At 72.5% G+C, this 17255-nt stretch carries 16 protein-coding genes; 11 read left to right on the top strand and 5 right to left on the bottom strand.

Features of this window, described 5'->3' with window-relative positions; genetic code table 11:
• Positions 1 to 85: 85 nt before the first annotated feature.
• The 5 genes from ACWCXX_RS01250 to fabF all read left to right on the top strand — a co-directional run bounded on the left by ACWCXX_RS01250 (position 86) and on the right by fabF (position 4986).
• A complete protein-coding gene (locus ACWCXX_RS01250; protein WP_451123009.1) occupies positions 86 to 1285 on the top strand; it encodes a PucR family transcriptional regulator in 1200 nt (399 codons plus the stop codon).
• A gap of 89 nt (positions 1286 to 1374) precedes the next feature.
• Positions 1375 to 2289, top strand: a complete 915-nt coding sequence (locus ACWCXX_RS01245; RefSeq protein ID WP_451123007.1) for an ACP S-malonyltransferase — start codon at positions 1375 to 1377, stop codon at positions 2287 to 2289.
• A gap of 13 nt (positions 2290 to 2302) precedes the next feature.
• Complete coding sequence (locus tag ACWCXX_RS01240) at positions 2303 to 3334, top strand: beta-ketoacyl-ACP synthase 3 (protein WP_451123005.1); 1032 nt, start codon at positions 2303 to 2305, stop codon at positions 3332 to 3334.
• A 62-nt stretch (positions 3335 to 3396) separates the two neighbouring features.
• On the top strand, positions 3397 to 3645 hold the full coding sequence (locus tag ACWCXX_RS01235) for an acyl carrier protein (RefSeq protein ID WP_362005061.1): 249 nt from the start codon (positions 3397 to 3399) through the stop codon (positions 3643 to 3645).
• Positions 3646 to 3723: 78 nt separating this feature from the next.
• Positions 3724 to 4986: a beta-ketoacyl-ACP synthase II gene (fabF, locus tag ACWCXX_RS01230; RefSeq protein ID WP_451123003.1), complete on the top strand. Its 1263-nt coding sequence runs from the start codon at positions 3724 to 3726 to the stop codon at positions 4984 to 4986.
• Positions 4987 to 5196: 210 nt separating this feature from the next.
• On the opposite strand, the gene ACWCXX_RS01225 is transcribed toward fabF, so the two are convergent.
• Complete coding sequence (locus tag ACWCXX_RS01225) at positions 5197 to 5691, bottom strand: DUF3145 domain-containing protein (protein ID WP_451123001.1); 495 nt, start codon at positions 5689 to 5691, stop codon at positions 5197 to 5199.
• 349 nt (positions 5692 to 6040) lie between these two features.
• Here ACWCXX_RS01225 and ACWCXX_RS01220 point away from each other — a divergent pair, with 349 nt between their 5' ends.
• Positions 6041 to 6955 (top strand): SGNH/GDSL hydrolase family protein, encoded by a 915-nt coding sequence (locus ACWCXX_RS01220; protein WP_451122999.1) that lies wholly within the window; start codon positions 6041 to 6043, stop codon positions 6953 to 6955.
• Between the two features lie 11 nt (positions 6956 to 6966).
• Positions 6967 to 7965, top strand: coding sequence for an aldose epimerase family protein (locus tag ACWCXX_RS01215; RefSeq protein ID WP_451122997.1), 999 nt, complete (start codon positions 6967 to 6969; stop codon positions 7963 to 7965).
• Positions 7966 to 8032: 67 nt separating this feature from the next.
• Here the strand turns inward: ACWCXX_RS01215 and ACWCXX_RS01210 are convergent, their stop codons facing one another.
• Positions 8033 to 10504, bottom strand: a complete 2472-nt coding sequence (locus tag ACWCXX_RS01210; protein ID WP_451122995.1) for a glycoside hydrolase family 3 protein — start codon at positions 10502 to 10504, stop codon at positions 8033 to 8035.
• A gap of 158 nt (positions 10505 to 10662) precedes the next feature.
• Here ACWCXX_RS01210 and ACWCXX_RS01205 point away from each other — a divergent pair, with 158 nt between their 5' ends.
• Both ACWCXX_RS01205 and ACWCXX_RS01200 read left to right on the top strand, forming a co-directional pair.
• Complete coding sequence (locus ACWCXX_RS01205) at positions 10663 to 11259, top strand: TetR/AcrR family transcriptional regulator (RefSeq protein WP_451122993.1); 597 nt, start codon at positions 10663 to 10665, stop codon at positions 11257 to 11259.
• A 129-nt stretch (positions 11260 to 11388) separates the two neighbouring features.
• The gene (locus ACWCXX_RS01200) at positions 11389 to 13341 is read left to right on the top strand and encodes an FAD-dependent oxidoreductase (RefSeq protein WP_451122991.1); all 1953 of its coding nucleotides are present in this window, start codon (positions 11389 to 11391) and stop codon (positions 13339 to 13341) included.
• A gap of 32 nt (positions 13342 to 13373) precedes the next feature.
• On the opposite strand, the gene ACWCXX_RS01195 is transcribed toward ACWCXX_RS01200, so the two are convergent.
• The 3 genes from ACWCXX_RS01195 to ACWCXX_RS01185 form a co-directional block, all read right to left on the bottom strand.
• Complete coding sequence (locus ACWCXX_RS01195) at positions 13374 to 14216, bottom strand: EI24 domain-containing protein (RefSeq protein WP_451122989.1); 843 nt, start codon at positions 14214 to 14216, stop codon at positions 13374 to 13376.
• A gap of 127 nt (positions 14217 to 14343) precedes the next feature.
• Positions 14344 to 14772 carry an organic hydroperoxide resistance protein gene (locus ACWCXX_RS01190; RefSeq protein WP_451122987.1) on the bottom strand — a complete coding sequence of 143 codons (429 nt, stop codon included), beginning with the start codon at positions 14770 to 14772 and terminating at the stop codon, positions 14344 to 14346.
• Positions 14773 to 14899: 127 nt separating this feature from the next.
• Positions 14900 to 15919 carry an NADP-dependent oxidoreductase gene (locus tag ACWCXX_RS01185; RefSeq protein ID WP_451122985.1) on the bottom strand — a complete coding sequence of 340 codons (1020 nt, stop codon included), beginning with the start codon at positions 15917 to 15919 and terminating at the stop codon, positions 14900 to 14902.
• Positions 15920 to 16061: 142 nt separating this feature from the next.
• On the opposite strand from ACWCXX_RS01185, the gene ACWCXX_RS01180 reads away from it, so the two are divergent.
• Positions 16062 to 16526 carry a MarR family winged helix-turn-helix transcriptional regulator gene (locus ACWCXX_RS01180; RefSeq protein ID WP_451122983.1) on the top strand — a complete coding sequence of 155 codons (465 nt, stop codon included), beginning with the start codon at positions 16062 to 16064 and terminating at the stop codon, positions 16524 to 16526.
• A 47-nt stretch (positions 16527 to 16573) separates the two neighbouring features.
• Positions 16574 to 17140 (top strand): hypothetical protein, encoded by a 567-nt coding sequence (locus ACWCXX_RS01175; protein ID WP_451122982.1) that lies wholly within the window; start codon positions 16574 to 16576, stop codon positions 17138 to 17140.
• Positions 17141 to 17255 lie beyond the last annotated feature (115 nt).

Below are 17255 nucleotides of genomic sequence, written 5' to 3'. Positions count from 1 at the left end.
GGAACCCCCCGGTCACTACCGGCCGGTACGACCCGCGGTGGCCCCGGCCCTCCGTGCCCGTCGCCCGATAAGGCAGTCTTGTCTCGTGCCCCGACCCGATCCTGAGCAGCCCGCTGCGAACGACGCCCACCTGCATGCCGCGACCCTGAAACGGCTGGAGCAGTCCTCCGGCCGACTGGCCGCGAACGCGATCGCCCGCATGGACGAATCGCTGCCGTGGTACCGGGCGATGCCCCCGGAGAACCGGTCCTGGATCGGCCTGGTGGCCCAGGCCGGCATCGCGGCGTTCACCGAGTGGTTCCGGCATCCGGAGACCCCGCAGGCCATCTCCACCGACGTGTTCGGCACGGCTCCGCGCGAGCTGACCCGGGCGATCACCCTGCGCCAGACCGTCGAGATGGTGCGCACCACGATCGAGGTCATGGAGGCCGCGATCGAGGAAGTCGCCGCACCCGGTGACGAATCGGTGCTGCGCGAGGCGCTGCTCGTCTACGCGCGGGAGATCGCCTTCGCCACCGCCCAGGTGTACGCGCAGGCCGCCGAGGCCCGCGGCGCCTGGGACGCCCGGCTGGAGTCGCTCGTGGTCAACGCGGTGCTGTCCGGCGAGGCCGACGAGGGTGCCGTGTCACGCGCCGCGGCGCTCGGCTGGAACTCCCCCGAGCACGTCTGCGTGGTGCTCGGCACGGCCCCGGACGGCGACAGCGAGCTGACCGTGGAGGCGATCCGGCGGGCCGCCCGCCATGCCAAGCTCCAGGTCCTGACCGGGGTGCTCGGCAACCGCCTCGTGGTCATCGCGGGCGGCAGCGACAGTCCGCTGCACGTCGCCAAGGCGCTGATCGGCCCGTACGCGGCGGGGCCCGTCGTCGCCGGGCCCGTGGTGCCCGACCTGCTGGCGGCCACCCGGTCCGCACAGGCCGCCGCGGCCGGGCTCAGGGCGTGCGGTGCCTGGCAGGACGCCCCGCGACCGGTGCTGGCCGACGATCTGCTGCCGGAGCGCGCGATGGCGGGCGACCCTGCCGCGCGGGACCAGTTGGTGGAGGAGATCTACAGACCATTGGAAGAAGCGGGTTCCGCTCTCCTGGAAACACTGAGTGTGTATCTGGAGCAGGCGAGCAGCCTGGAGGGCGCGGCCAGAATGCTCTTCGTTCACCCCAACACCGTGCGCTACCGGCTCCGACGTGTGACAGACGTCACCGGATGGTCACCTTCCGATGTCCGCTCGGCATTCACGTTGCGGATCGCCCTGATCCTGGGGCGCTTGGCCGCCAGAGATCCACAGTCCTAGACTTTTGTCGAACATCAACAATTCCCCATACGGTTCTTGGTCCCTGTCCCCACGGGTGTTCCGGACCGTTCACAAGAGAGAGTGTGAGGGTGCTCGTACTCGTCGCTCCCGGCCAAGGCGCCCAGACGCCCGGCTTCCTGACTCCCTGGCTCGACCTCCCCGGCGCCGCCGACCGCATCGCGGCCTGGTCCGACGCCATCGAGCTCGACCTCGCCCACTACGGCACCAAGGCCGAAGCGGAGGAGATCCGTGACACCGCGGTGGCGCAGCCGCTGCTGGTCGCCGCCGGTCTGCTCTCCGCCGCCGCGCTCGACGCCTCCCCGGCCGTCGTCGCAGGTCACAGTGTTGGCGAGATCACCGCAGCCGTCCTCGCCGGAGTCATCGGCGACGAGGCCGCGCTGCGCCTCGTGCGGACCCGCGGGCTCGCCATGGCCGAGGCCGCCGCGGTCACCGAGACCGGCATGTCGGCGCTGCTCGGCGGCGACCCCGAGGTGTCGGTCCCGCACCTGGAGAAGCTCGGGCTGACCCCGGCAAACGTCAACGGCTCCGGCCAGATCGTCGCCGCCGGCACCATCGAGCAGCTCGCCGCGCTGGCCGAAGACATGCCCGAGGGCGTGCGCCGCGTGGTCCCGCTCAAGGTCGCCGGTGCCTTCCACACGCACCACATGGCGCCCGCCGTGGACCGGCTGCGCGAGGCCGCCGCGGGGCTCGACGTCTCCGACCCGACCGTGACGTACGTCTCCAACGCCGACGGCAGGACCGTGGCCACGGGTGACGAGGTCGTCTCCAGGCTGGTGGGCCAGGTGGCCAACCCGGTCCGCTGGGACCTGTGCATGGAGACCTTCAAGGAGCTGGGTGTCACGGCCCTCATCGAGGCGTGCCCCGGTGGCACGCTCACGGGTCTCGCCAAGCGCGCGCTGCCCGGTGTGAAGACGCTCGCGCTCAAGACCCCCGACGACCTCGAAGCCGCCCGCGCGCTCATCTCCGAGCACGCGAGTGTCTAAGGAGCCCGAGAGCATGTCGAAGATCAAGCCCAGTCAGGGCGCCCCGTACGCACGGATCCTGGGGGTGGGCGGCTACCGCCCGACCCGGGTCGTGCCCAACGAGGTGATCCTCGAAACGATCGACTCGTCCGACGAGTGGATCCGCTCGCGCTCCGGCATCGCCACCCGCCACTGGGCCTCCGAGGAGGAGACCGTGGCCGCGATGTCCGTGGAGGCGTCCGGCAAGGCCATCGCGGACGCCGGGATCAGGGCCGATCAGATCGGCGCCGTGATCGTCTCCACCGTCTCGCACTTCAAGCAGACCCCGGCCATCGCGACGGAGATCGCCCACAGGGTCGGGGCCGGCAAGCCCGCCGCCTTCGACATCTCGGCCGGCTGCGCGGGCTTCGGCTACGGGCTGACCCTGGCCAAGGGCATGATCGTCGAGGGCTCGGCGGAGTACGTCCTCGTCATCGGCGTGGAACGGCTCAGCGACCTCACCGACAAGGAGGACCGCGCGACGGCCTTCCTCTTCGGCGACGGTGCCGGCGCGGTCGTCGTCGGCCCCTCCCAGGTCCCCGCCATCGGGCCGACCGTCTGGGGCTCCGAGGGCGACAAGTCCGAGACGATCAAGCAGACCGTGTCGTGGGACGAGCTCCACGCCGGCGACGTCTCGCGGCTGCCGCTCAACCAGCGCGGCGAGATCAAGTTCCCGGCGATCACGCAGGAGGGCCAGGCGGTCTTCCGCTGGGCCGTCTTCGAGATGGCGAAGGTCGCCCAGCAGGCGCTGGACGCGGCCGGGATCAGCCCGGAAGACCTGGACGTCTTCATTCCGCACCAGGCCAACATGCGGATCATCGACTCGATGGTGAAGACCCTGAAGCTGCCGGAGAACGTCACCGTCGCCCGTGACGTGGAAACCACCGGCAACACCTCCGCCGCCTCGATCCCGCTCGCGATGGAGCGGCTCCTGGCGACCGGTCAGGCGAAGAGCGGCGACACCGCGCTCGTCATCGGCTTCGGGGCGGGTCTCGTCTACGCCGCGACGGTCGTTACCCTCCCCTAGGCACCCCAGGCCGTTTCGGCCCGGACGTCCGAACCCTGTAGATAAATACCGAAGGAGCCATCATGGCCGCCACCCAGGAAGAGATCGTCAACGGTCTCGCCGAGATCGTCAACGAGATCGCCGGGATCCCGGTCGAGGACGTCCAGCTGGACAAGTCCTTCACCGACGACCTGGACGTCGACTCGCTGTCCATGGTCGAGGTCGTCGTCGCCGCCGAGGAGCGCTTCGACGTGAAGATCCCCGACGACGACGTCAAGGGCCTCAAGACGGTCGGCGACGCTGCCGACTACATCCTCAAGCACCAGGGCTGATCAGCCCCGGCTCCTGTGTCGCCACCCGGCGGTGGCGCCGCTGATTCACGACCCTCTACACGTGGAGAAGATTTTCCAGTGAACTCGACCAATCGCACCGTGGTCGTCACCGGTATCGGCGCAACCACTCCGCTGGGTGGCGACTCGGCGTCGACCTGGGAAGGTCTGATGGCCGGTCGTTCCGGCGTCAAGCCTCTCGAGGGCGAACGTTTCGCCGAGCTCCCCGTCCGGATCGCCGCCCTCGCGGCCGTCGACCCGGGCGACGTACTGCCCCGCCCGCTCGCCCGCAAGCTGGACCGCTCGGCGCAGTTCGCGCTGATCGCGGCCCGCGAGGCGTGGGCGGACGCCGGCTTCACCGGCAAGGCCGGTGAGGACGAGAAGATCCAGCCCGAGCGGCTGGGCTCGGTCATCGCCTCCGGCATCGGCGGCGTGACCACCCTGCTCGACCAGTACGACGTGCTGAAGGAGAAGGGCGTACGCCGCGTCTCCCCGCACACCGTCCCCATGCTCATGCCCAACGGTCCGGCGGCCAACGTCGGTCTGGAGGTCAACGCCCAGGCCGGTGTGCACACGCCGGTCTCCGCCTGCGCCTCGGGCGCCGAGGCGATCGGGTACGCCGTCGAGATGATCCGCACCGGCCGTGCCGACGTGGTCCTCGCCGGTGGCACGGAGGCGGCGATCCACCCGCTGCCGATCGCCGCGTTCGCCAACATGATGGCGATGTCCAAGAACAACGAGGAGCCCGAGAAGGCCTCCCGCCCGTACGACACCGGCCGTGACGGCTTCGTCCTCGGCGAGGGCGCCGGCGTCGTCGTCCTGGAGTCCGCGGAGCACGCCGCCGCGCGCGGCGCCAAGGTGTACTGCGAGGTGCTGGGCCAGGGCCTGTCCGCGGACGCCCACCACATCGCGCAGCCCGAGCCGACCGGTCGCGGCATCGCCGCCGCGATGGAGAACCTGCTGGAGCAGACGGACCTCAAGCCGTCCGAGGTCGTGCACCTCAACGCGCACGCCACCTCGACGCCGCAGGGCGACATCGCGGAGCTGAAGGCCCTGCGCAAGGTGCTGGGCGACGACCTCGACCACGTCGCGATCTCCGCGACGAAGTCGATGACCGGGCACCTCCTCGGTGGCGCCGGCGGCATCGAGACCGTCGCGACGGTCCTGGCCCTGTACCACCGGACGGCCCCGCCGACGATCAACGTGGAGCACCTCGACGAGGAGGTGGAGGCGGACGTCGTGCGCGACGAGCCGCGACCGCTGCCCGAGGGTTCGATCGCCGCGATCAACAACTCGTTCGGCTTCGGCGGACACAACGTGGTCCTGGCGTTCCGCAGCGTCTGACCCGAGGTCCCGCGGCCCGGTCGCGAAGAGGCTCGTAATCGAAGAGGCCCGCCTTCCCCGCACGGGGGGGCGGGCCTCTTCGGTTCCGCGGAAACGGGCCCCTCGGACGGAAGCGGGCCTCTTCGGTTGCACCGGAGCGCCCCGGGGCGCCCGGCGGGGAGGCTCCCGGCGCCGCGCGCCCCCGGCGCCCCGGCGCCGGGGCCCGCGCCCTCACACCACCTGGTGCAGCCACCGCACGGGCGCGCCCTCGCCCGCGTGCCGGAAGGACTCCAGCTCGTCGTCCCAGGGCTTGCCGAGCAGCTTGGCGATCTCGGCCTCCAGGTCCGTCTCGCCCCGCACGGACCGCGCGAGCGCCGCCCTCAGCCGGTCCTCGGGCACCAGGATGTCGCCGTGCACCCCGGTGACGGCGTGGAAGATGCCCAGGCCGGGGGTGGAGCTGTAGCGCTCGCCCTCCGCGGCTGCGCTCGGCTCGGCCGTCACCTCGAACCGCAGCAGGTCCCAGCCGCGCAGCGCGGAGGCCAGCTCGGAGGCCGTGCCGGGGCGGCCCTGCCAGGAGAATTCGGACCGCCAGGTGCCGGGGGCGGCGGGCTGTCTGATCCAGTCCAGCTGGACCCGCACCCCGAGGACACCCGCCACCGCCCATTCGACGTGGGGGCAGAGCGCGCGCGGTGCGGAGTGAACGTACAGAACTCCACGTGTCGTCACCGGGACCTCCAGTGTGGGACGAAGTTCGCCTTCCCCAGCGGCCTCGCGCCCGTACCGCCTCTTCCCGGTCGGCTCCCGAGGTTGTCATCAGTAAACAGCATCGGGGTGAAACTCCTGAAAAGGGAAAGTATGTGACGTGGTGTGATTTCCCGAATGCCACCCGAGTGGAGCCGGGCCGGGGAAGCGCCGCTGGTTCGACGAGGAAAAGCTACCGCGCGGGGAGGTCCCGGGTGTGACGTACGGTCGGTCCCGGGCACATCATTCGCCCAGCTTTCACCCGCCGGGGCGGCGGGGCCTTCCGACCGGTGCCACACGGGGCTGCCGGGGGCATGAGCGAGGGGACCCGAGGATGCAGGATCGTTCCGTCCGCCGTCGGTCGCGTACCGCAGCGGCCCTCCTGGCAGTGACCTCACTGCTCGGCACGGCCGCCCTGTCCGGCTGTGACTCCGGCCACGACGGGACGACGAAGGGGGCGTCCGGGGAGCGGAAGCCGTCGGCCAGACCTGCTCCGGTCTGGGACCGCAGCCCCGGTTCGGTGGCCGCGGTGGGCGACTCCATCACCCGGGGCTTCGACGCCTGTTCGGTGCTGGCGGACTGCCCGGAGGCGTCCTGGGCGACCGGCACGGACGGCGCGGTGCGCAGCCTGGCCGTGCGGCTGCTGGGGGCGTCGGGGGCCGTGGACCGGAGCTGGAACCACGCGGAGACGGGGGCCCGGATCGCCCAGCTGCCGGAGCAGATGGCGCTGGCCGCGAAGAAGGAACCCGATCTGGTGACAGTGATGATCGGTGCCAATGACGCCTGCCGGGACTCGGCCCGGCACATGACGCCGGTGGCCGACTTCCGCACGTCCTTCGAGACGTCGATGCGCCGGCTGCGGGCAGGGGCCCCGAAGGCCCAGGTGTACGTGTCGAGCGTGCCGGACCTGAAGCGGCTCTGGTCGACGGGGCGCGACAACCCGCTGGGCAAGCAGATCTGGAAGCTGGGGATCTGCCGGTCGATGCTGGGCGAGGCGGACGACATGGGTGCGGCGGCGGTGGCCCGGCGGGCCTCGGTGCGGGAGCGGGTCGTGGCGTACAACGAGGTGCTCCGGGAAGTCTGTGCGAAGGACCTGCGCTGCCGCTACGACGGCGGGGCGGTCTTCGACTACCCGTTCACCGGCGCGCAGCTCAGCCAGTGGGACTGGTTCCATCCGGGGCGGGACGGGCAGGCGCGGCTGGCGGAGATCGCGTACCGCAACGTCACCGCGGCCCGGCCCCCGGCGTAGGGTCGTCGTTCATGATCACTGGTTCGGGCACGGCGGTGCGCACGGAAGAGTTCGGCAGCCTCGCGGACGGCACCCCGGTGCACCGCTGGACGCTGGAGCGGGGCGGCACCCGGGTGCGGGTGCTGACGTACGGCGGCATCGTGCAGTCGGTGGAGGTGCCGGACCGGGACGGGGTGCGGGCGGACGTCGCGCTCGGGCTGCCGGACCTCGCCGGGTACGAGACGTTCACCGGGCCGTACTTCGGCGCGCTGGTCGGGCGGTACGCGAACCGGATCGGCGGGGCCCGCTTCGAGCTGGACGGCCGCACGCACCGGGTGACGCCCAACGAGGGGCGCAATCAGGTGCACGGCGGGGCCAGGGGCTTCGACAAGCGGGTGTGGCGGGCGCGGGAGGCGGCCGACGGCGTCGAGCTGCTGCTGGTCTCCGAGGACGGCGAGGAGGGCTTCCCGGGACGTCTGACGATGTCGGCGGCGTACACCCTGGACGAGGGCGGGGCGCTGCGGATCGCGTACCGGGCCACGACCGACGCCCCGACGGTGCTGAACCCGACCAACCACACGTACTGGAACCTTGCGGGCGTCGGCAGCGGCGGCGCGCTCGGGCAGGAGCTGCGGATCGCGGCGGGGCGGATCACCCCGGTGGACGCCGAGTCGCTGCCCACGGGCGATTTCCTGCCGGTGGACGGCACCCGGTTCGACTTCCGTGCGCCGCGTCCGCTCGGCCCGGCCTACGACCACAACTTCGTGCTGGACGCGGCCGGACCGGGTCCGGCGGCCGAGCTGTACGACGCGGGCTCGGGGCGCGTGCTGACCGTGACGACGACGGAGCCGGGGCTCCAGCTGTACACGGCGGACCACTTCGACGGGCGGCCGTTCGGCCCGTGCGCCGGGGTCGCGCTGGAGACCCAGCACTTCCCGGACTCCCCGAACCGGCCGGAGTTCCCGAGCACGGTGCTGCGGCCGGGCGAGGAGTTCGTCTCGACGACCGTGTACGGGTTCTCGGTGCGCTGAGGCGGTGCGGCGGCCCGGCGCGGGCTCCGGCCGGGACCGGGGCCGGGCCGCCGCTCCCCGGTGCCGGCTACTTCTCGATCTCGACGACCGCCGTGCGGCGCACGTCGCCGAGCGAGTGGGCCGCCTGCACCTCGTACGTGCCGGGGACGAGGACCCAGTCGTACGCCTCCTCGTCCCAGATCTCGTAGGCGCGCCGTTCGATCTCGACGACCGCCTCGGCGCTCTCGCCGGGGGCCGCCTCGACCCGGGCGAAGCCGGCCAGCCGGCGGGCGGGGCGTCCGTCGCCCGCGTACCGGGGTGCCAGGTAGATCTGGACGGTCTCGGCGCCCGGCCGGGTGCCGGTGTTGCGGACGTGGACGGTGACGGAGTCCTGGCCGGCCACCAGGCTCTCGTACTCCCAGGTGGTGTAGCCGAGCCCGTGGCCGAAGGGGTAGGCGGGCGCGGTGCCGGCCTTCTCCCAGGCCGGGTAGCCGACGAAGACGCCCTCGTCGTAGTGGAGTTCGCCGTCGGTGGGGGTGGTGGCGGAGACGGGGACGTCGGCGAGTGCGACCGGCCAGGTGGTGGGGAGCCGGCCGCCCGGTTCCTCGGCGCCCAGCAGGACGTCGGCCAGCGCGTGACCGGCCTCCTGGCCCGGGAACCAGCCGAGCAGCACGGCGGCCACCTCCTCGCGCCACGGGAGTTCCACCGGGGAGCCGGAGTTGACGACCACGACGGTACGGGGGTTGACGGCGGCGACGGCGGTGACGAGTTCGTCCTGGTGGCCGGGGAGCCTCAGGTCGGTGCGGTCGAAGCCCTCGGACTCGACGCGTTCGGTGGTGCCGACGACGACGATCGCGGCGTCCGCGCCGCGGGCGGCCTCGACGGCCTCGGCGATCAGCTCGCCGGGGTCGCGGCGCGGGCCGAGGTGGCAGAGGGAGAACGAGACGCCGAGGATCGGTCCGTCCTCGGCCAGGGTGTCGGGGACCTGCCGCAGCGAGACCTGGACGGGTTCGCCGGCCGCGAGGGTGATCCGGCCGCGCTCCAGGGGGTTGCCGAAGAACGCCTCGCCGGGGTCGGCGGAGCCGGTGACCCGGTGGACGCCGTCGTACAGGGTCTCGCCCGCGACGGTGAGGGTGAGCGCCCCGGTGCCCCGGGTGCCGAAGACGTGCTCGCCGCTGTCGCGCGGGACGAGGGTGCCGGTGATCTCGACGCTGTGCAGCCGTTCGCGGGTGACGCCCTCGGGGAGGTCGTCGCCGAGCCACTGGAGGGCGCCGTCGTGCAGCGGGGCGGAGCCGATGACGGTGCCGTCGGCGTCGCGGCAGACGGCCCGGAGCTCGAAGCCCTTCTGCGCGGGGACGAGTTCGTCGTTCGGGTCGGCGCCGACCCGGTAGTCGAGCACCCCCTCGGGGAGGGCCGCGGCGAGTCCGTCCAGCGGGGAGACGACGTGGTGCGGGAAGACCTGGGCGGAGCCGCCGCCGAGGACCCGGGCGTCCCGGGCGAGTGCCCCGCTGAGCGCGACCCGGCGGACGGCGGTGGCGTCGAGGGGCAGGGCGGCGCGTTCGTTGCGGACGAGGACGAAGGAGCGGCGGGCGATCTCGCGGGCCAGGGCATCGCCGTCGAGGGTGCCGGGGTGTGCGGCCGGATCGACGACGGGCGGGGCACCGTCCAGGAGGCCGACGCGGGCGGCCAGCCGCAGCACGTTGCGCACGGCGCCGTCGACGACGGACTCCTCGACCTCCCCGGCCCGTACGGCGTCGGCGAGCGCCTTCCCGTACACCGTCCTGGGGCCGGGCATCGCGACGTCGAGACCGCCGCGGGCGGCCCCGGCGGTGGAGCGGGCGGCCAGCCAGTCGGAGACGACGAAGCCGTCGTAGCCCCACTCGCCGCGCAGCACCGTGTTCTGCAGGTGGTGGTGCTCGGTCATGGTGGAGCCGTTGACCCGGTTGTAGGCGGACATGATGCCCCAGGGGTGGGCGTTCCTGACGATCCGCTCGAAGGGGGCGAGGTAGACCTCGCGCAGCGCGCGCGGGGCGACGATGTTGTCGACGGTGAAGCGGTCGGTCTCGGCGTCGTTGGCGACGAAGTGCTTGACGGTCGTGCCGACGCCGCCGTCCTGCACCCCCCGCACGTAGCCGGTGCCGATCTCGCCGGTGAGGTACGGGTCCTCGCTGTACGCCTCGAAGTGGCGTCCGCCGAGCGGGGAGCGGTGGAGGTTGACAGTCGGGGCGAGCAGGACGTGCACGCCCTTGCGGCGGGCCTCCTGGGCGAGCAGCCGGCCGGCCCGGCGGGCCAGTGCCGGGTCCCAGGTCGCGGCGAGCGCGGTGGGCGAGGGGAGCGCGACGGACGGGTCGTCGGCGCTCCAGGAGACGCCGCGGACACCGATCGGCCCGTCGGACATCACCAGGGAGCGCAGCCCGACGGCGGGGATCGCGGGCAGGGACCACATGTCCTGACCGGCCAGGAGCCGGGCCTTGTCGTCGAGCCCCAGCGCGGCGAGCGCCGCGTCGACCGCGGCCTCGCGGACCGCATCGGGGTTGCTGGGTGTGGACGCGTCTGCCACGGCCGTACCTCCTCGTCGGGTTCCTGCGCTGAACGCCTCCATACTCACCCCCCGACCGGTAGACCAGTAGGTTTCGAGACCATTTCGTTACACTCGGGGATGGCGTACGGTGCGGTCCGGGGTGCGGGACCGATCATGTACCGGAAGGGGCCGGGGAGATGGCGCGGGCCAGAAGCGCGGAGCGGCGGGCGGAGATCGTCCGGGCGGCTCTCGAAGTGATCGCCGAACGCGGCTACCGCGGCGCCTCCCTGAGCGCCGTGGCCGAGCGGGTCGGCCTCAGCCAGCAGGGGCTGCTGCACTACTTCCCGACCAAGGAGGCGCTGCTCGTCGCGGTGCTGGAGGAGCGCGACCAGTGGGACACCGGGGGCGTCACCCGGAGCGACGGCGCCTGGCGGATCGAGCTGCTGGCCTCCCTCGTCGAGTACAACGCGATGCGGCCCGGCATCGTCCAGACGTTCTCGGCGCTGCTGGGCGAGAGCGTGACGGAGGGTCATCCCGCGCGGGAGTTCTTCACCCGCCGCTACGCCCAGGTCCGGGCGAGCATGGCGGCGACACTGCGCGCCGAGCACGGCGAGCGGCTGCCGGGCGGGCTGACGCCGGAGCGCGCGGCGCCGCTGCTCGTGGCGGTGCTGGACGGGCTCCAGTACCAGTGGCTGCTGGACCCGGACTCGGTGGACATGCCCGCGGCGTTCGAGGACTTCCTGGCCCTGTTGCGGCCGGCCGGGGCGGAGGAGTCGCAGTCCCCTCCCCCGTGACGCGCCCCGTAATGTGCCCCGTGGTGGCGTCAGCACGGCGAGCGGTCCGGAGCGCCTTCGAGTGATTCCCGGGCGGTCTACGCGCGTCCGGGCACGGGGCACGTTCCGGGGCGACCCAGGGTTGACCGCATGACTTCCGAGCCCGCCGGACCCTCGTCCGGCCTGCCCTCCCGCCGCACCCTGATCGCGGGCGCCGCCGGTGCCGCCGCCCTGGCCGCGAGCGCCTCCGGTACCGCGAGCGCCGCCGCGCCGGATGCCGCCGACGCCCTTCCCGTCTCCGGCACCACGCTCGCCCCCGCGGCCGCCGGATCGGACTGGAACACCTGCCTGGACATCGCCCGCGCCATCCTCGTACGCGACGAACAGGACCGGCCGCTGGTCCCCCGCTACCGCGACATCCTGCTCTCCAAGGGCCTGCCGCGCAGCCGCAAGCCCCCCAAGAAGGTGCTGATCGTCGGCGCGGGCCCGGCCGGGCTCACCGCCGCCCACCTGCTGCGCGGGGCCGGGCACTCCGTCACCGTCATCGAGGCCAACGGCAACCGCGTCGGCGGCCGGATCAAGACCTTCCGCAAGGGCGGCCACGAGAACGCGAAGGCGCCCTTCGCCGACCCGAAGCAGTACGCCGAGGCCGGTGCCATGCGGATTCCCGACAGCCATCCGCTGGTCACCGGGCTCATCGACAGCTTCGACCTGAAGCGCCGCCGCTTCTACCTGGTGGACGTCGACGCCGAGGGACGGCCCGTCAACCACACCTGGATCCACGTCAACGGCGTCCGGATGCGCAAGGCCGACTACGCGAAGAAGCCGCGGGCGATCAACCGCTCGTTCGGCGTCCCCGCCGAGTTCGAGGACAAGCCCGCCGCGACGATCGTGCGCGAGGCGTTCGCCCCGGTCCGCAAGGAGTTCGAGGGCAAGGAGGGCCGGGAGCTGGTCGAGGGCTGGGCGCGGGTGATCCAGCGGTACGGGCACTGGTCGATGTTCCGGTTCCTGACCGAGGCCGCCAAGCTCGACGAGCGCACCGTCGACCTCATCGGCACGGTGGAGAACCTCACCTCCCGGCTCCATCTCGCCTTCGTGCACAGCTTCATCGGGGCCTCCCTGATCAGCCCGGACACCGCCTTCTTCGAACTGCCGGGCGGCACGGGCGTCCTCGCCGACGCGATGTACGGGCGGGTCGAGGACCTGGTGCGGCTGGACCGCCGGGTCACCCGGATCGGTCACGGCGAGGACGGCGTCCGGGTCGAGACCGTGTCCGAGGGCCGTGACGGCAGGCCGCTGGTGCGCCAGACGTTCACCGGCGACCGGGCGATCATCACCGTGCCGTTCTCCGGGCTGCGCCACATCCCCGTCGCACCCGCGCTCTCGTACGGCAAGCGGCGCGCGATCACCGAGATCCACTACGACGCGGCGACCAAGGTGCTGCTCGAATTCAGCCGCCGCTGGTGGGAGTTCGAGGAGAAGGACTGGAAGACCGAGCTGGAGAAGATCAAGCCGGGCCTGTACGACGCCTACCGGCTGGGCAGGGCGCCGGCCGACGGTTCACTGCTGGGCGCCCATCCCTCGGTGCCGCCCGGCCACATCCCGCCCGACCAGCGCGTGCACTACGCGGCGCACCGGGCCACCGCCCGCAGCCAGCCCGAGGCGGCGCACGTCATCGGCGGCGGCTCGGTCACCGACAACCCCAACCGCTTCATGTTCCAGCCGTCCCACCCGGTCGAGGGCAGCGCGGGCGGGGTCCTCCTCGCCTCGTACAGCTGGTCCGACGACGCGCTGAAGTGGGACTCGCTGGACGACGACGAGCGCTATCCGCTTTCCCTGTCCGGGGTGCAGGACGTGTACGGGCAGCGCGTAGAGGTGTTCTACACGGGCGTCGGCGCCACCCAGTCGTGGATGCGCGATCCGTACGCGTACGGCGAGGCGTCGGTGCTGCTGCCCGGCCAGCACACCGAACTGTTCGCCGATGTGCGGTCGGTCGAGGGGCCGTTGCACTTCGCCGGCTGCCACACCTCGGTCAAGCCGGCCTGGATCGAGGGGGCGTTGGAGTCGGCGGTCAGGACGGCGCTGGAGGTGCACAGCGCCTGAGGTCCTTCATTCGGACCGGGTGCGGGACCGGCTCAGTCCCTGCCGGGGGTGTACGGGGCCGACGCCCCGTGCCCGCCCCGTGCCCGGTCCCCGGCCCCGTCTTCCCCGCCGTCCCCGTCCCCGTCCCCGTCCTCGTCCTCGACCGGCACCAGGTCCCGGGCCAGCAGGGTGGCCCCGGCGACGGCCCCCGGCATCAGGAACACGGCGACGAACGGGATCAGGAAGACGAGCGCCAGCGGCACGCCGAAGCCGAGGGCCAGTGCGCGACGGCCGCGGAGCAGCCCGAGCCGTTCCTTCAGCTCCATGCCGCGGCGCTGGAGCGCGACGGCGGTCAGTTCCTCGGAGAGGAAGTAGCCGGTGACGCAGAAGCCGATCGCGGGGACGACGGTCTGGCCGAGGACCGGGACGAACCCGAGGGCGAAGAGCAGCGCCGAGTAGAGCCCCACCCGCACCAGGACGCGGACGCTGTCGCGGGCGGAGATCCACAGCTCCTGCCAGAGCGGCAGCCCTGACTCGGGGACCTTGCCGCCCTCGGTGCGGTCCACCTGTTCGGACAGCGACTCGTAGAAGGGCTGGCCGACCAGCAGCGTCACGGCGGTGAACGTGATCACGGCGAGGAACAGCCCGAGACCGAAGACCAGCACGGTCAGGGTGGTGCGGAGCAGCCCCTGCCAGGGCGAGGACCAGTCGTCGGCGAACGGGGTCGCCCAGCCCACCAGGTCGTCGGCGCCGTACCCGAGGCCGATGAACGCCGCCACGTACAGCACGAGGGTGACGAGTCCGGGCAGCAGGCCGAAGCCGAACCAGCGCCCGTGCCGTCCGACCCAGCGCTGTCCTTTTATCAAGTAGCCGAAGCCCGCCCCGAGATCACGCATGGCGTCAGCGTACTGGGATCGGCGGGGGCCTTCGAACGGGGAGCCGGGGGCGGGTGTTCCGGTCCCGGACGGGGCCGAGGGCCGCACCCTCTGCGGGGTACGGCCCTCGGCGGGAACGGGCGGACGGTCAGGCGACCGACAGCTCGACCTTGATGTTGCCGCGCGTGGCGTTCGAGTACGGGCACACCTGGTGGGCCTTCTCGACGAGCGCCCGCGCGGTGTCGGCGTCGACGTTCGGGATGGTCGCGGTGATCGTGACCTCCAGGCCGAAGCCGCCCTCGGCGGTCTTGCCGATGCCGACCGCGGCGGTCACCGTGGAGCCGGAGATGTCGGCCTTCTCCTGGCGGGCCACCACACCCAGCGCGCCCTGAAAGCAGGCGCTGTAGCCCGCCGCGAAGAGCTGCTCCGGGTTGGTGCCCGCGCCGCTGCCGCCCATGGCCTTGGGCGGGTTGACGACGACGTCGAGGTTGCCGTCGTCGGACGAGACGCGGCCGTCACGGCCGTTCTCGGCGGTGGCGACGGCGGTGTAGAGAACGTTGATGTCCTGAATGGTCATGCCGAGGATTCCTCCTGCTGTGCGCCGCGACTCGCGCCCACGATCGCGACGGCCTGCCGATGAGACTAGCCGGTGCGCCCAAGCGGCTGTCGGGCGAGGGGACGAGGGTCGGGCGAGGGGACGAGGGTCAGGCGAGGGAGACGATCATCTTTCCGGTGTTCTCGCCGCGGAGCAGTCCGAGGAAGGCGTCGAAGCCGTTCTCGATGCCCTCGACGACGGTCTCGCGGTACTTCAGCTCGCCCGAGGCCAGCCAGCCCGCGACCTCCTGGACGAACTGCGGCTGGAGGTCGGCGTGGTCGTTGACGAGCATGCCCTGGATGCGCAGCCGCTTGCCGATGACGAGGGCGAGGTTGCGCGGGCCGGGCGTCGGTTCGGTGGCGTTGTACTGGGCGATCATGCCGCAGACGGTGACGCGGCCGTGCGGGTTGAGGCAGGAGATCGCCGCTTCGAGGTGCTCGCCGCCGACGTTGTCGAAGTAGACGTCGATGCCGTCGGGGGCGGCGGCGCGCAGCTGCTCGACGACCGGGCCGTTCTTGTAGTTGAACGCGGCGTCGAAGCCGTACTCCTCGACGAGGAGCGCGACCTTCTCGTCGGAACCGGCCGAGCCGATGACCCGCGAGGCGCCCTTGAGCTTCGCCATCTGGCCGACCTGGCTGCCCACGGCACCGGCCGCACCGGAGACGAAGACGGCGTCGCCCTCCTTGAAGGAGGCGACGTCGAAGAGGCCCGCGTAGGCGGTGAGCCCGGTCATGCCGAGCACGCCGAGGTAGGCGGAGAGCGGGGCGACCGCCGGGTCGACCTTCACGGCGTGCCCGGCCGGGACATGGGCGTATTCGCGCCAGCCGAGACCGTGCAGGACGTGGTCGCCGACCGCGATGCCCTCCGCGTTCGAGGCGATGACCTCGCCGACCGCGCCGCCGTCCATGGGCCGGTCGAGCCCGAAGGGCGGGACGTACGACTTCACGTCGTTCATCCGGCCGCGCATGTACGGGTCGACCGAGAAGTACCGGTTGCGGACGAGGACGCGGCCCTCGGCCGGGGCGGTGACCGGGGCCTCACGCAGCGTGAAGTCCTCGGCCTTCGGCCAGCCGTGGGGACGGGCGACGAGGTGCCATTCGCGGCCGGACGCGGGAAGTGCTGCGGACATGGGCTCGGGTTCTCCTCAATGGCTCACGGGATGGGGGAACTCCGCCCGCGGAGTCCGGGCGGCGGGACGAAATACTTCATGAAGTAAAACAACCATGCTCCTGAATATTTCACCTTGTCAAGCAACCGGCTATCCTGGCGTCATGGCCACCACCCGCACAGACCCTCTGACCCTCGAAGTCGTCGAGCTCATCGGTACCGTCGTGGCGCGCTACTACGAGGAGTACGACGAGGCCGCCGCGGCCCACTCGCTCACCGGCGCGCAGGCGCGCGTGCTCGGGCTGCTCTCGCTGGAGCCGATGCCCATGCGGCGGATCGCCCAGAAGCTGAAGTGCGAGCCGTCGAACGTCACGGGGATCGTCGACCGACTGGAGACCCGCGGCCTGGTGGAGCGCAGGCCCGACCCCACCGACCGCCGGGTGAAGCTGGCCGCCCCGACGGAGCAGGGTGCGCGGACCGCGCGGGAGCTGCGCGAATCGCTCACCTTCGCGCGGGAACCGCTGGCCCGGCTGTCCGACGGGGACCGCGCGCTGCTGCGGGACCTGCTGCGGCGGATGCTGGGCGGACCGGACCTCCTGCCGGAGAGGCCGGGCCCCTCCGAGGACTGAATACGAGGCGGTCGGTGGCGCGGGCCGTGGTGTGGAAGCGTGGGCCCATGACCGCGTCCGTGCCCTTCGGCCCCCGTGAGTTCCAGCTCGTCCTGTTGCGCCGGATGGCCGACCACCAGCCGGGCCCGGTCGAGGACGCCCGGCGCGAACTGGGCGCCTCGTCCGCCGAGATGCGCGAGGCCAACCGCCGCTGGCAGGCCATGGCGCGGGCGCCGCGCGGCCGGGGCGCGCTGCGCCGCTACCGTTCGGTGCTCGGTGAGCCCGAGTCGTCCGAGCGCCGCACGATCGGCGACCTGGAGTGCGACGCGTTGCGGTGGCCGGTGCCGCTCTGGCCGGACCTGCGGTTCGAGGTGATGGTCGCGCCGGGCGGCGCCGTATGGAACGAATGGCTGGTACGGGCGCCGGGAGCGCCGGGCCCTGAACTGCGCGCGATCGCGGACCTGCGCCCCTGGTCGGCCACGGTGGACGAGGTCGCGCGGGCCTTCCCGCCGGCCCGGCCGATGGAGGGCGGCGCGCCGACCCGGTGGGCGCTGGCGGTCACCGAACCGGGGACGGGCCGGCCGTACGTCGCCGAGTTCACCTGGGGGCTGTTCCAGCGACTGCTGCCGGGGTGAGCCGGGGCGGCCCGCCTTCTCGCGCCGCGTCGCGCCGTGCCTCACCCCATCGCGTTCCCGTGCGCTCCCCTGCCTCGCCCCCTCACCTTCCGCCGCGCTTTCTGGCAGGCCGTCA

It is taken from the genome of Streptomyces sp. NPDC001732 (assembly GCF_053596315.1).
The sequence above is the reverse complement of the archived record's forward strand: the minus strand, read 5'-3'. Positions and strand labels throughout refer to the sequence as shown.